At 71.9% G+C, this 14735-nt stretch carries 5 protein-coding genes; all 5 read right to left on the reverse strand.

Translation table 11 applies throughout. From position 1 onward, the window contains the following. Window positions 1-179: 179 nt before the first annotated feature. Window positions 180-608: a DUF6188 family protein gene (locus tag EDD40_RS12320; protein ID WP_148088770.1), complete on the reverse strand. Its 429-nt coding sequence runs from the start codon at window positions 606-608 to the stop codon at window positions 180-182. Further along, window positions 596-7315 carry an RHS repeat domain-containing protein gene (locus EDD40_RS44350; protein WP_123743029.1) on the reverse strand — a complete coding sequence of 2240 codons (6720 nt, stop codon included), beginning with the start codon at window positions 7313-7315 and terminating at the stop codon, window positions 596-598. The genes EDD40_RS12320 and EDD40_RS44350 overlap by 13 nt, the downstream gene beginning before the upstream one ends. Before the next feature lie 133 nt (window positions 7316-7448). Beyond that, window positions 7449-11717: a LamG-like jellyroll fold domain-containing protein gene (locus EDD40_RS12330; protein ID WP_123743030.1), complete on the reverse strand. Its 4269-nt coding sequence runs from the start codon at window positions 11715-11717 to the stop codon at window positions 7449-7451. A gap of 888 nt (window positions 11718-12605) precedes the next feature. Then, the gene (locus tag EDD40_RS12340) at window positions 12606-14393 is read right to left on the reverse strand and encodes a condensation domain-containing protein (protein ID WP_123743031.1); all 1788 of its coding nucleotides are present in this window, start codon (window positions 14391-14393) and stop codon (window positions 12606-12608) included. Window positions 14394-14398: 5 nt separating this feature from the next. After that, window positions 14399-14569 carry a hypothetical protein gene (locus tag EDD40_RS41650; RefSeq protein ID WP_170185044.1) on the reverse strand — a complete coding sequence of 57 codons (171 nt, stop codon included), beginning with the start codon at window positions 14567-14569 and terminating at the stop codon, window positions 14399-14401. Window positions 14570-14735 lie beyond the last annotated feature (166 nt).

Consider the following 14735-nt stretch of genomic DNA (forward strand, 5'->3'; position numbering starts at 1 on the left):
GCGACGAGTGGCCTGCCTGGCTGCTCGACCCCCATCACCCACTGCCGACGGGCCGCGTACGCGGACGTGCGCCCCGACTCACCTGGTCAGGCTGCCGCACTTCGTTGGAGGGCCGACTTCTGACACCCCCGCAGCGCGCCTCGACGGGCCGCCGACCGGTCCTCAGCGGCTTGCGAACCTCAGGTCGTCTCCTCGGACCACAGCGCCAGGGCACCGCCCGGAGTGGACACGACCAGCAGTTTAGCCGGACCTGACAGCATCCACGGCTCGTACTCCTGCGAGCTGTCGACCACGAGCCTGCTGCCGTCGACGAAGGACATCGTCAGGCACCCGTCATCGAAAGCGAGTGCCTCCACGACCGACGTGCGCGTGCAGGCGAGCACCGGACCCAGCCCCGTCGGGTCGGTCTCCGGGCTCAACACGACCTCGACACCCTCGGCCGGCACGAAGGCGAAGTCCTCCGAGATCCGCAGGTCGTAATCCCCGTCCGGGGAATCGAACCGGAAGGTCAACGCGTAGTCGACCTGACAGTGGACGATGGGCAGCCCGGCCAAGGGCAGGCGCCAAGCGTCGCCTGCCCGGACCAGACCTGCGGTTACTGGGGCCATGACGGCCAGTATCCCTGGTACTCGGCGGGGATGTGCGTGTCGGCCTTCGATCCGGGTTTGCCGTTGACGTCGACCGGCTGCCCGTGCTTGTTGTGCACTCGGACGTACCCGTTCGGGTACATCGGGGTCGGGTCCATGATTCGAATCATGTCAGCGTTCGCTGTCGCTCCCGGGCGTTGGTAGATGATGCCCTTGCCGTTCGCCGCCGGGGCTCCCACCCAGTTCTTGGGGACGTCGTACACGGTCCCTTGAGGAGTGGCTACGAACGTCCGTCCGGACGAGGGGATCACACCGGCTCTGCCGGCCTTCGCCGCCGCCTGTGCGGCGTCCACGCCTGCTTCGACGGCGTTCGCGGCGAGTTTGGCGCCCTTGCCCAGCGGGATGAAGCCGATGACGGCCATGCCGCAGGACATCGTGAGGCCCGGGTTCTTGCCGCAGTCGATGATGTCGCCGACGAAGAAGTCGACCACGTCGCCGACGGTGGGCAGGGGGGCCGAGCCGGGGGTGGCGCGGGCGTTCTCGATCCTCGGGCACTGGGGGGTGCCGTGGGCTCCGCAGTCCAGACCGGTCTGGTGCAGGACGGTGCGTTGCATCACGAGGGTGCCGGTGCAGTCCTGGATCGGCCCGACGAAGCCCGGGGCCGCGCCGCCGCACTCGCCTTCGACGGAGTAGGTGTCCTGGTAGACGTCGTAGGCGTCCCACTTGCCGGTTTCGCGGTTGAGGACCAGTTGGCGGTTGTACGGGCCCCAGCCCTTGCCCGGTGGGATGGCGTTGACCGTGTCGACGTGGGTGACTTTCGGGCCCGTGCGGGTGTTGGCCGTGCCCGACTTGCCCTTGGAGGCCGCGGCGATGGCGTTGGCCAAGGCGGTGGCGATCATCTGGATCGCCTGGATCAGCAGGTCGACGAACTCGCCGCTGGGGTCCGACAGGGTGACGGGGCTGTGGTGTGCGTAGGCGTAGCCGTGCATCTGGCGCGGGTCGTGGAAGTCGACGACGGGGTCGACCGAGACGAACCGGCCCAGGGCCGGGTCGTACTCGCGGGCGCCGACGTGGGTCAGACCGGTGGGGTCGCGGTCGCCGCCGACGAAGCCCTTGTCGTTGAGCCACGCGGGTTGCGCGCCGCGGGCACCGCCGTGGGGCAGCTGGTAGCGGCGGGTCACCGTCAGGTCCGAGGTGCGCAGCGACATCACGCCGGTGCCCTGGTGGTCGCCGATGAGGTAGGCCAGACCCCCGGCGGTGGAGCGCTGCATGGCCACCGCGTCGCCGTGGCGGTAGTAGCGGACGCAACTCGTGGCGGTCGAGCCCTTGGGCAGGCGGACCTCCTGGCCGGGCAGGTAGAGCGTGGTGCCATCGGCGTCCCTGGCGATGAGCCGCACGCCGGTGGCGTCGTAGAGGTACGACGACACCACCTTCGTTCCCTCGGTGACCGAGGCGACCCGGCCCTCGCTGTTCCAGTGCAACTCCTGGGTGACGCCGTCCACCTGACGGGTGAGGGTGTTGCCGGCCGCGTCGTAGCCGAAGGAACTGGTTCGCTGGGCGCCGTCGGGCGCGGTCTCGGTGACCGAACGGGTGGTGTGCGGCTGGCCCAGGCCTGCGGCGTCCGCGGTCGGGTGACCGTAGGTGCGGACCGTGGTGCCGGCGGTGGCGTGGGACTTCTCGGTGAGCCGGTTGCCCGCCGCGTCGAACTCCCACTCCAGCCAGTACGGGGCGGCGCCGCCGAGGGCGGCGGTGGTCGGGGCGGCCGAGCAGTCACCGGAGGCCGGGGTCCACGCGGAGGCCAGCCGGCCCAGCCAGTCGTGGCCGAAGCACTGGGTGTCGTGGGGGCCGCCGGCGGGGACGTCGGAGATCCGGGTGATGTTGCCGGCCTGGTCGTAGCCGTAGCGCCGGTCGACGACGTTGGACTGGCTGGTGGTCTCGCGGTTGACCACGCTCTGGATCAGCCTGCGGGTGCCCTCGTCGTAGAAGTTCGTCGTCACGACGTTGCGAGGCGAGGTGGCCGCGCCGCGCACCACCTGCAGCATCTCCCCGTACACCGAGTAGGTGGAGTCCGAGACGTAGGTCGCGGTGCTGCCCGACACCGGGTTGAACGCGAAGGACGTCTCCGGCAGGCCGGCGCCGTCGTAGGTGTGGTGGACGACCTCCCTGGCCAGGCCGCCCGCCGCGGGCATGGATTCAGTGGCGAGCTTGCCGGTCGCGGTGTAGGTCTGCTCGTAGAGGTACTCGCCTTGGAGAACGCCTTCGACGGCCGGGATGGTGATCTTGGTGCCGGTCGTGCGGCCCGCGCTGTCGAAGCCGGTGGTCTCGGTCCGGTAGGCGTGCCCGTCGGAGTAGCGGGTGGCGGACACGGGCCTGCCGTTGCCCAGGGCGTCGTAGGTGAACTCGGTCAGCTTGAGCCCGCTGGGCGAACCTTCGTGCGTCGCGGTCTTGCGGCCGAGCACGTCATAGGCGGTGGCCACGGTGAAGCCACGCCCGTCGGTGGCGCTGACCGGCCGGCCCGCCTTGTCGTAGGCCGTGGTCGAGACGCCCGCGTCCGGGTCGGTGGTGCGGACCTTGTTGCCGGCCAGGTCGTACTCGAAGGTCCACTTGGCGCCCGCCGGGTCGGTGACCGTCGCGAGCCCGCCACCGCGGTGGTAGGTGTAGCGGGTGGCCTGGAAGGCGGTGGCCTCGTCGTTGCCCGCCTCGGTGCGGACCTTGTAGTCGCGCTTCTCGACGTGACGGCCGAAGGCGTCGACGATCAGGGCCGTGCCGGTGCCGCCCTCGGGCGGGACGGTGCTCACCTTGTCCGCGCCGTGGTGGACGGTGGTGGTGCGCCACTGCTCGACGGCCTTCTTGCGGTAGATCGAGGCCGTGGCCCGCCCCAAGGTGTCGTACTCGGTGACGGTCTGGTTGGGCACGTAGTTGTCCGCGGCCCCGTACAGGGTCGTGGACGGTTCTTCCTCGTTGTAGTACCCGTTGTTGGTCTTGACCACCAGGCCGCGGGTGTCGTAGATCGTGTCGGTGATGATCCGCCCGGCGGTCGTGGCGGGGGTCTGCGACTGCCGGTTGCGCAGCAGCCCGTCGAGCAGGGTGAAGGAGGTCTTGTAGGCGCCGCTGTCCTGGAGCGACTTGGTGGCGATGACCGAGGGACCGTCGGCACGGGTGGCGTACTCGAACACCGCGGCCGGGGCCTTCGTCTTGTCGGCCACGCCCGCCGCCCACACGCGCGCGGTGCGGCCCAGCGGGTCGAACTCGCCCTGGGTGATCACGCCGGCGGCGTCGGTGGTGGCAACCGGCCTGCCCCGTCGGGGATCGAGCTGGGTGAGGGTGCTGTGGCCCAGGGCGTTGGTGGCGCGCACACTGGTGGCCAACCCGGTGGCGGGCGCGTACTCGGTGGTGGACGTGGCCCCGAGGACGTCGACGGAGGTCGAAGTGCGGCCGTAGCCGTCGTAGGTGGCCTGGGTCCGCGACCAGTCCCGGCCGACGGCCTCGGTCCAGGAATCCAGGGCCAGAGCGGTGGTCACGTCGCCGCGCAGGGGCGCCGCGCCGACCTCCTGCCCGTCGTAGGCGAACTGGCCGGCCGACAGGACCGTCCCGGGCGCGGCCTCGGTGGCACAGGTGCCCACGTGGGTCGTGGTGGTCGCGCGCAGCCCGAGCAGGTGCTTGTCCGCATTGGACACGTACGTCGTGCGAGTGCACTTCTCGTCACCGGAGGCGGTGGTCTCGTCCCAGGCGGAGACGACGCCGAAGTCCTCCTCGCGGATCGGGAAGCCTCCGGAGTCGAACTCGACGACCTGCTTGGTGCGCCACCAGGTGCCGTCGGCGAGGCGGTCGCGCTTGCGGATCGACTTCACGTTGACCTTGTAGGCGCGCTTGTCCCCCATGGTCGCTGTCGGGCCCGACACCCAGGGGTCGTTGATCACCAAGCCGACCAGTGCGCCGTCGAGGAGGGTGCGTTCTTCGCGGAGGAACCCGGTCAACGCCTCGTGGTCGGTGGCCGCGTCGTCGGTGCCGGGAACCGACACCGACCGCTTCGCGCCACCGGGCAGCCGGTCGCCGTCCATGCCGCGCAGGTACTGCGACTCGGTGACGACCTGCCCGGAGCCCGGGTCGCCGAGGGTGGTGCGCACGGCGCCGAAGCCGCGCCAGCGCGACCAGCTGCGCTCGGTCGCGGGGACCATCTCGTTGTCGTCCCAGGACCAGGCCGCGCCGCCGGTGTAGTCGTAGTTGGTGCGCACGGCGGGTGAGCCACCGGTGAGGTCCTGCTCGACGACTTCGGCCACGGCGTACTTGTGGAACCAGTCCAGGATCGGGTTGTCGTAGCCGGAGTAGGGCTTCCACCACATGGGGAAGCAACGACGGGTGTTGCTCTCCGGGGCGGGCATCGGCTGCCCGGCCACGCAGTCGCGGTCGTGGTAACGCACCCCGGTGTTGCCGCCGTGGCCGTTGTCGATGCCGGTGAGGCGGTAGCGCGACAGGGGGCGGATCTCGGTTCGGGCATCCACCCGGTTGTCCAGCGGGCTGCCCGCGAACGTCGTGGTCGGGGTGGTCGCGGTGCCGCCGACGTGCCCGGTCCGCTGCACGGTCCGCAGCCACAGCGCCGGGTCGGTGCCGTCGGTGGTGGCGGGGAACAGGTGCGTCAGCGCCCAGGAGTCCACCGGTTGCCAGTCTCCGACGTTCACCTTGGCGGTGACCTTCGTCAGCCGCTTGGTGGTGAAGAACGCCGGGGTGTGCACGCCCGGGTCCCATTCGTGGTTGACGAAGACGGCCTTGCAGTCGCTGCCGTCGCGGCAGATCAGGTCCACGGGCACGTCGGGCCAGTGGGAGGCGTTGGCCTCGGTGCGCTGCTCGGGGGCGCAGGTGACCGCCCCGGCGGGCAGGCAGCGCTCGGCGACCTCGAACTCCGCCTTGGCGGGCGGCGAGGCGAACAGCGCGTCCTCGCGCAGGCCGTAGTCGATGGCGGTGAGGTGGCCGCCGCGCACGTACTCGGTGGCGGCGCCGTCGATGCCGCCTCGGGTGTAGCGGTTCTTCTCCTGCGCGTACCGGAACACCATGGCGTTGCCGTGGGCGTCGATGACCAGGTCGAGGTTCCACCGCCACGCCTGGTGGCACCAGGAGGCCGCGAAGGTCGCCGCGTTGCACTGCTCGTTCGCGTGGTTGCCGAACACGGGCACGGTGAACGTGGAACCGGTGTCGGGAGTGCCCGCGGGAGCGTCGGGGAGGCGGTTGAGGCCGAGGAAGTAGCGGGTGCCGTCGGTGGTGGTGACGACCCAGTGCTCGCCGTCGTTGTCACCGTTGGTCGCACCCGTGCGCAGCTCGATCTTGGCACCGCTGTCGGTGCGTGCCACCCATCGGCCGGTGGTGGCGTCCTTGATCAGCTCACCGGTGACGCCGCCGACGGAGATGACGGCGCTCTCCCCGGCCCAGCACAGGTCGGCGGATTCGAGGGCGCCCTGGTTGCCGCCGTCGTCCTCGGCGCAGCCCTTGTAGCGGCGCTCGACGAATCCGCCGGGCGTGAACTCCCAGCCGTCGCCCACCCACGACGCTTGGGCGTTGGTGGCCGAGGTGCGCCCGTCCACGGACCCGGAGTTGTAGGCCAGGGCCAGGTCCGGAACCAGCCCGCCGGGCACCGGCGGCACCGGCATGGGGTAGGAGTAGGTGAAGTCGCCGGAGGGGCCGCCAGCCGACCAGGAGCCGGTGGGCGAGAGGTCAGAGGCGGTGAAGTCGCCTTCGGAGCCCTTGGCCCCGGCCACGGCTGCCAGCACGGTCGGGCTGTCCTCGGCCGCTTGGCGCAGGGAGGCCGTCCGGGCGAAACCGGCGACCTGGGCCGTGGTGGGCGGGGACTCGCCGGTGGGCGCCGGGCTCGTCGTGCCGGGCGCGCTCGGTTCGGGGACCTGCGGCACAGGTGAGGACGGCACGGTGGAGGACGGCGCAGGAGACGGCGGCGCAGGAGACGGCGACTCGGTGGAGGGCTGCCCGGTGGAAGGCTGCCCCGTGGAGGGCTGTCCGGAGGCGGTGAGGACCACGGTGCCGGACAGGAGCCCGCGGGCCGGGGCGTTGCGGCCCGGCAGCGGCGTGGCCGTGCGGCACTCCGGACGCTCCGGGGTGGTCAGGGCGCAGGCGGGCAGCTCGACCAGCACCAGGCGTGAGGCCCACCCGCCGCCGTAGGCCCGGGCGAAGTCGCCGTAGTCCAGCTCCACCTCGACCTCACCGCCGCGGCCCCGGTCGGTGTCGGCGACGGTGAAGACGACCCCGTCCACGCCGAGCCCACGCGCGTGCTCGCGGTCGAGGACCTCCACACGCACCCGCTCGGGCCCCACGGCGCCCTTGCCCTGGCCCACGCGCACCGGCAGCCCGTCGGCCCGCGCCTTCTCGGCGGCACGACCGGGCAGGTCCAGCACGGCCGACCCGGCGGCGGGCCAGTTCGGCCGGGCCGGTTCCGTCATGGCCCGCTCGGCGGTGTGGTCGACGCCGAGAGCGTGGGCCACCGGCACGGGCCCACCCGGCACGGACGGCTCCTGCTGCACCTCGGGCAGCGCCGCGCCACCGAGCCAGTCCTGGAGGTCGGGACGCGGCGCGGAGCCGGTCACCACCGAGGCGGTCACGGCGACCGCGGTGACGACCGCCACGGCCTTGACCGCCGTGCCGAACCCGGCGACGCTCGACAGGCCGAAGGCGCCCGCCCACCACGCGCGCCTCGACCCGGGCCGGTGTCTGTCCTGGCTGCTCATCGACGAATCCCCTCAGTGCAAGAAAAAACCGCAGGGCAACGAAGCGGCACGGCGGCAAGCCGCCGTGTGGCGAACGGGAACGCGGCACCGGTGGGCGGGCGCTCCGGAACGCGCCCGCCCACCGGTGGCGGGATCAGGTCTCCTCGCCGCCCCCGCCGTCACTGCCGTTGGCGATGGCCAGTGCCGCCTGCGGGCTGAGCACCCCGGAGAACACCCGCACGTCGCGGACCTGCCCCCGCCAGGGGTCGGTGTTGAGCCCGGTCCAGGTGCCGCGCCCGATCAGCAGCCGCCCGGTGTGCGCGGAAAGCGACTGCGGCAGCGACCGGTAGGGCAGGTTGCCCGGGTTCTCGTTGTTGAGCATCCAGGTCTGCGGCACCCCGTTGACGTAGAGGCGCAGTTGCCCGTTCCCGGCGTCGTAGGTGACCGCGAGGTGGACCCACTCCCCCGCGACGGCTTCCTCGTTGGAGTAGACGCGGTGGTACACCGGCGCGTCCTGCGACCCGCTGGCGGCCATCGCCTCCCACCGCCGGGTGCTCGGCCGGTACCCGACGGTCAGCGGCATGTAGACCGAGCCGCCGAGGGAGAACACCGACCGCGCGGCCGCGTCGTGCCCGTCGGCCTTGGCCCAGCCCGCGATGCTGAAGGAGCGGTCGGCGGCCACCTCGGGCGCCAATGGTGCGTTGACGTCGCTGCCGCGGTTCCACAGGCCGTGGGCGTCCTCGGTGGTGACGGCGCGGTTGTAGACGCGGAGGTCGTCGACCACACCGGGGAAGAAGCCACCCTGCTCGCCGCCCTTCAGGCTCCGGCCCACGGTGAAGGTGCCGTTGGCCGGCCAGGGCGTGGTGAACGACGTCTCGCCCTGCAGCCTGCCGTTGACGAACAGCCGGATCTTGCCCGCGGCCGCGTCGTAGGAACCCGCCAGGTGGGTCCACCGGCCCGCCACCGGCAGGGCGGAGGAGACGACGCGGGCAACGGCGGCGTCATCCTCGTCTTCCTGCGGCACGGTGAAGGCCCACCTGTTGTCCGCCTTGGAGTAGGCCAGGGAGTACCCGGACACCCGGGTTCCGTCCTGGGCCATCACCGCCGCGTCCTGGTTGGTGTGGTCCATCCGCACCCAGGCCGCCACGGAGTAGGAGCGGGTGGTGTCGACGCGGGTGCCTCCGGTGAAGATCCGCTCGATCACACCGTCCAACGCCACGCCCGTTCCGATGTGCCCCGGGACGAAGCGAGCAGGTGACTCGCCGGCGCTGCCCCAGTACCGCAGTGCGGCGGCGTTGGCCCCTGAGGAGTCGACCACGTCGTTGTCCAGCGCCCACCGGGCTTTGAGGTCGGTCCCGGAACCCGCCCAGTGGTCGGAGGAGTGCACGAACCGGCCGTCGAACGCCGCGCCCGGACCGTCGGGCGCCCAGGAGACGCCCCCGCCGTAGAGGGTGCCGTCGTTGGCGCCCACGGAGTCGTCGGCGACGATGCCCGCGTCCTCGGTGAGGGCGTAGCGGGCGCGTTCGATCGGGACGTTGGCCAGCGCGGCGACCTCGGACGGCGCCAGCAGCCGGTTGTGCACCCGCACGTCGTCCACCCGGCCGTACCAGGGGTTGCGCAGCGCGGCCTCCCACCGGCCTCGCCCGACGAGGATGTCATCGGCCGAGGCGGGCGGGACGACGCCGGTCAGGCAGGAGGACTGCTTGACGCCGTTGACGTAGAAGCACGCGGTGTCGTTGGCGTCGTCCACGGTGAGGGCCAGGTGGGTCCAGGCGCCCTTCTGGGCGGGCGCGTCGCTCCAAGCCACCCGCAGGCAGGGCGGCGTGGTCGGGTTGCAGGACACGCCCATCGACCACATCGCCGCGGGCTTGTCGTCCTTGCGGTAAGCCAACACCAGAGGCGAGGCGTAGGTGTCGTCGATGGCCAGCGGGACCGCGGTGTTGTCCCCCGTGGCGGACGGGTCGTACCAGACCCACGCCGACAACGACAGCGACCGCGTCGGGTCCACCACGGGTCCGGTGGCCACGGCGACGTCCTGGAGGCTGCGGCCCAGCTGCAGTCCTTGCCCGACGTGGCCCTGCGCGCCCTCGGTGGTGACCAGGCCCTGGAAAGCCAGCGGGTGGGCGCCGGACTCGCTGACGTCCTCCCCGCCGTTCTCGAAGGTCCAGTGCGCCACCGGGGCCGAACCCTCGGGCACCCTGAACAGGTACTTGGTGTAGTCCTGCGCCTGGTCGGGCTGCGGGACCAGGCGCGACGACTGGTTGCCCGCCCGGTCCACCGACTTGACGTACAGCGGGAAATCGCCCTGGGCCAGCGGGGTGAAGGAGACCTCGGCCGTGCCGTCGGACTTGGCCACCACGCTGTTGCGGTAGTCGTCCACGCCGACCGACCACAGGTAGCGGACGACGTCCACCTTGCCGCCCAGACCGGTCGCCGTGCCCGGGGTGAACTTGAACCGCCCCGTCACCCCTACCCCTCCGGCGGGAGCGTTCGGGGAGTTGTAGGGCGGGTAGGCCCCGTCCACCGACTGCACCCCAGGAGCGTCGGGGCTCACGGTGTCGCGGGTGAAGCGGCAGTAGTCGTCCGGCGCCCCGGGTGGCCCGGTCCACGGCGAGGCCAGGGCGTCACCGCCGTCGCCGTCCCACGCCTGCACCCGCCAGGAGATGGCGCCGCCTCCGCCCATCCACTCGGCGGGCACGGTGACCTGGTGGATCCCGCCGGAAGGCTGGCCACCGGTGTCCAGGAAGCCCTGCCGCACACCGTCGCGGTAGACCACGAAGCTGCCCCGCGCCCAGGAACCGGGGTCGGGATCGGTCAACCGGGCTCGCAGGGTGACGTCGCCGCGGCCGACGAGCGTGGCGGCGGCGACGTTCGTGCACCCCAGGCCGGCCTGCCCGTTGAACGCGCCGAGCTCGGCCGGCCGGTGGGGGGCGGTGTTGTACTGCACGGTCAGCCCGGGGTTGGTGCGGAAGCGCCGCCAGTGCGTCTGCACCGACTCGCTGTCGCCGAACAGGCCGAAGGTGAGGGTGTCGCGCCCGCCCGCGGCCCAGATCTCCCGCACGTAGTTGCTCAACGCGTCGCCGCGGTCGCCGTCGTGGCCAGGGGTCGACCAGCCACCTTCGCCGGGGCACCCGGTGTAGGCCCCGACGTTGCCCACGTGCCGCTCCCGACCGGGCTCGCTGTCGAACCGCGTGCCACCGCCGACACCGCCGGTGACGTGCACCTGGGTGACGCCGGGGCAGTTGGAGTAGGAGTTGTTGACCGTCAGGTACAGCTTGGCCCAGTGGATGGCCGCCGAACGCGGCACGCTCCCGAGGTCGAAGGTGATGTACGAGCGGGCGGTGATGTAGACACCCTGGGTGGAGTCGTAGACGTACCCGGCCTTGAGGTAGGTGTCGTTCCAGGCGGAATCCCCGACCGAGCCGCCGTACTTGTAGAGCACCACCTGGCTGACCCGGCCACACCCGCACGAGTACGACGGGTCGATGTAGACGGGGAAGGTGGTCGCCGCGTCGGTCAGGAACGCCTGGTCGGGCGTGATGGTCACCTCGGTGTCGGTGACGCGGACCCCCATGACGGCCGCGCGGTCTTCTCCGGTGGGCTCTGCCAACCGGTCGCCGGCAGCACCCTCCCCCGATGAGTCCCACATGCGCGAGGCGTCACCGGTGAACAGCGCCTGCCCATCGGCGTCGACGACTGACAACCGTGAGGGCACGGGGCTCGCAGAGCGCGCTCGCGGCCCCGGCACGTCGGTCTTGGTGACCTGCGTGCCGCGGGTGTGGTTGCCGAAGCGGATCTCGCGCAGCGCGGGATCAGCCGCCGCCTGCGCGGTCTTGACCACCAGCACCTGAGAAAACCCGAAGCCGTCCGCGGTGACCTTCAGGTCGACCCCGGGCAGGACCTCCGGGTAGGTGGCCGTGTCGCCCGCCAGCACCGGCGCCGGCAGCACGCCCGACCACGACAGGCCGACCTCCTTGCCCTCGTGCCCCACCACCGCCAGCGGCACGCTGTCGCCGCCGCCGGAGAGGACGACGTCGGCCACAGCCACCCGCGGGCGCACGAGGCCGTCGGGCCCGCGCTCCAAGGTGGCGTCGATCTCCTGCCAGGAGCCCGACCTGCGGGTGCGCACCGGCCACGCGTGCACGACCTGCTCGATCTTCCCGTTGGGCAGCGCCATCGCCCGCGTGGTCTCGGTAGTGACGCCCGCGACCTCCACGGGCTCACCCGTGCGCACGGCCTCCGCGATCGCGTCGGTGTAGGCCTGGCCCAGCGGCGCCGACTCCACCCCCGCCACGCGCTCGCGGTCGGCGGGATCGGTCGGCACCTGTTCGACGGCCGTGGCGCCGACAGCCGCGGGCACGACGGGCTCGGCCGTCGCGACGGGGGCGATCAGTCCGAATGCGACCGCGATGATCGAGCTCACAGCGCAGATCCGCGCGCGAGCGCGCGCGACCGTACTCATGACGTAGCCCCCAGACCCCGGCAGGCGACGACCGCCCACCGCAAACGGGACAGACTCTTGGTCAACCGCGCGGATCGGGCAATACCCCGCACCAGTGGGCACCGTCACGTAACAGCGAACCGTCCTCATGCGATCACGGGCGACCCGCCGAGGGCGGAGGCTTCCAACGATTCCTGGGCCTGACCCGCCCTGAGGAACATCCAAGATCAGGAACCAGCGGCGCACCAGGCTTGTCGGCCGTCAAAAGTGGCGTCTTCCCTTTGTCACGTTGTCCTCGGCATCGAGATCGCCGCGTCCACGGTGTGGCAGATCCTCCAGGACGCCTGGATCGACCCGGCACCCGAAGGCACCACGACGACATGGTCGGTCTTTCTCCGCCACAAGCCGACGCCCTGATGGCCTGCTACTTCTTCGACACCACCACCCTGGATCAGAATCCTCGGCGCCACCACGCACCCCACCGCATCCTGGGTCACTCAAACCGCCAGGCACCTCGCCATCGACCTCGAAGACGCGGACAGACCCGCGCGATCCCCGATCCGCGACCGGGACGGGAGGTACCCGGCACCGTCCTCAGTGGAGTCCGGACCCCGCGGATGAACGCGATCATGGAACGCTGGACCGGAAGCCGCCGCCGTGAACTTCTCGACCGAACGCTGATCTGGATCAGCAGCACCTGCTCCACCCGCTTCGGTCAAGCGGCAGCAGATCGGCCCGATGGCGCGCGTCAGCCCGATCGCGGCCGCCTCCAGCTCCCAGCACTCGGCCGACCCGCAGGTGACAACGAGCGGTACCGGCGGACCAGGCAGTCGACCGCCGCGATCGCCCGCGGCCACCCGAGCCCGGCGTTCAGAGCTCGACCGGCGGTGCGGGTGCGCGTCCCGTGCCGGTGTGGCGGGGGGCGGGCCAGGAGGCGAGGTCCGCCGGGTCGGTCGGGGCGGTGGGGCACAGGACGTAGTGGCGTGGGGTGAGGACCGCCGGGTGGTCGGGAAGTGCGGCCATGCAGCGGGCGTGGGCCTGTTCAGGGGTGCTGACGTGGTCCGTGATGGTCACGTAGGCCACCAACGGGTGACCGTCGGCTTCGGCGAAGACCCGGGTGACGGCCGGGGCCAGGGCGTCGTCCAAGAGGGACTGGACCTGGCGGAGGTCGACCCGGCACGAGTCGAGCAGCAGCCAGTCCGCCGAGCGCTCGGCCGTCGGCAACCCGATGAGGTCGTGCATCCGCGCGGTGGTCAGGTCCTCGTGTGCCGCGGCCACCAGGACGCGTTCGAACGCCAGCAGCAGTGACTCCGCTTCCTGACGCGGGACCACGCCGTCGTCCTCGACCCACAGGTCGAGCACCAGCCGCTCGTCGAGTTGGTTGAGGTTGAAGCGGACCGGTTTCGCGTTGCGCTGCACCGGACGCCAGCGCAGCTCGGTGTGGGCGAGTGCGGCCCGGAGTTCGTCGGTGCCGGGCAAGGCGCCGGGCGAGGTACCGGGACCGGGCTCGGGGGCGAGGTTGTTGAACAGCGGTTCGTAGCGGAACAGCAGGCCGCGTTCGTGGGCTATCCGCTCGTCCAGCCGGGCTCGTTCGGCCGCGTCGTACCGGGCGTGCCTGCTGGCCTCCAGGACCGTGGTCCACGTGTGCGCGACCAGCGCGTCGAAGTCGCGCCCGGCGACGCCGACGGAGGCGATCGTGCCCTGGGCCAGCGCGCCGACGTAGTCGAGCAGGTGGCGGTCGAAGCGGTTGCCCGACATCAGGGGCAGCACGATCTCCTCGTCGCCGGTGCGGTGGGCCAGCACAGCGCAGATAGCGGCCAGGACGACGCTCGGCCGGCTGGCGCGGGTGCGGGCCGCCACCCGGCGCACCGCCGTGGCGGCGGCCGGTGAGGACAGCTCCACGGCCAGCGGATCGCCGCCGGGGCTGGTGTCGGGCATGTGGTAGAGCAGGCGGGGGATCTTCGAGGTCTGGCGCTGGAGGTAGACCTGCGCCGCCCGCGCCCGGTGCCGCTCGGCGGGGGTCGCCTCCAGCCGCGCCTGGTCCAGTGGCTGGTGGCGGGGTGTGCCGACGTGCCGGCGGGAGGGGTCGCCGACCAGTTCGGCGAACTCGCGCCGCAGGATCTCGATCGCGCCGTGGTCGACCGCCATGTGCGAGAACGCGCCCGCGCACGCGATGACCCTGCCGTCCTCGTCGGGAGAGACCGCGACCACGACCCGCATCGCCGGCCGATCCGGGTCGGGGTTGTCGCGCAGCAGGCGGAGGAGCGTCCCGGCCACCGACGTGCGGTCGCGCGGACCCCACCGGCCCTGACCGAGCACGCAGACCTCGAGCGGGAGCGTGCCGGACGCCGCGACCAGCTGCCGCTTCTCCTCGCCGAGGTCGTAGGAGGTGCGCAGCGCCTCGTGCCGCGCGCCCAGCACGGCGATGGTCTCGACCACGTCGTCCACCGAGGCGCCGGCCGGCACGGGGAGCTCGACGCAGAGCACCGAGTAGAAGTGGTCGGGGACCTGGCTCAACCACTGCGCGATGTTGACCTGACCGAGGGTGAGCGGCCCCTCGGCCTCCCGCGAGCCGGTGACGGGTACCTGGATCGTGCGCTGCGGTGTCAGCCGCACCCGCTGCCGGCGGTGCTGCCCCGGGTCCGCCACGACGGTCACGGTTCTCACCCCACCCGGTCGCGGAAGGCGGCGACGAGGCGCGTGACCGACCCGACCCGGGAGGACGGGAGGGCGTGATCGCCCGAGTGGACGGCGAGGTGGTGCCACGACGCTTCGTCGTGCACCACGAGGTCGGGCGTCGGCGGTGGCATGCGCCCCATCTTCCGTGCCGCCATGGCCGCAGTCCATAGGGCGTGGCGAAGGAGCACGCCGGCCGGGAGCGACTCCGACCGCGCCCATGGGTACGGCCACCTTGGCGTTCTGACAGGCGTCGGTGAAGGCCCGGTAGCTGTACTGCCGCACTTGGACGAGGGGCGCTCGCCGGTTCGGGTGATCGGCTGG

Source organism: Saccharothrix texasensis (genome assembly GCF_003752005.1).
GTDB lineage: Bacteria > Actinomycetota > Actinomycetes > Mycobacteriales > Pseudonocardiaceae > Actinosynnema > Actinosynnema texasense.

What these genes read in the sequence shown, in the direction of transcription:
- EDD40_RS44350 (WP_123743029.1), bottom strand. Translation starts at nt 7,315, where the DNA reads ATGAGCAGCCAGGACAGACACCGGCCCGGGTCGAGGCGCGCGTGGTGG.
- EDD40_RS12320 (WP_148088770.1), bottom strand. Translation starts at nt 608, where the DNA reads ATGGCCCCAGTAACCGCAGGTCTGGTCCGGGCAGGCGACGCTTGGCGC.
- EDD40_RS41650 (WP_170185044.1), bottom strand. Translation starts at nt 14,569, where the DNA reads ATGGCGGCACGGAAGATGGGGCGCATGCCACCGCCGACGCCCGACCTC.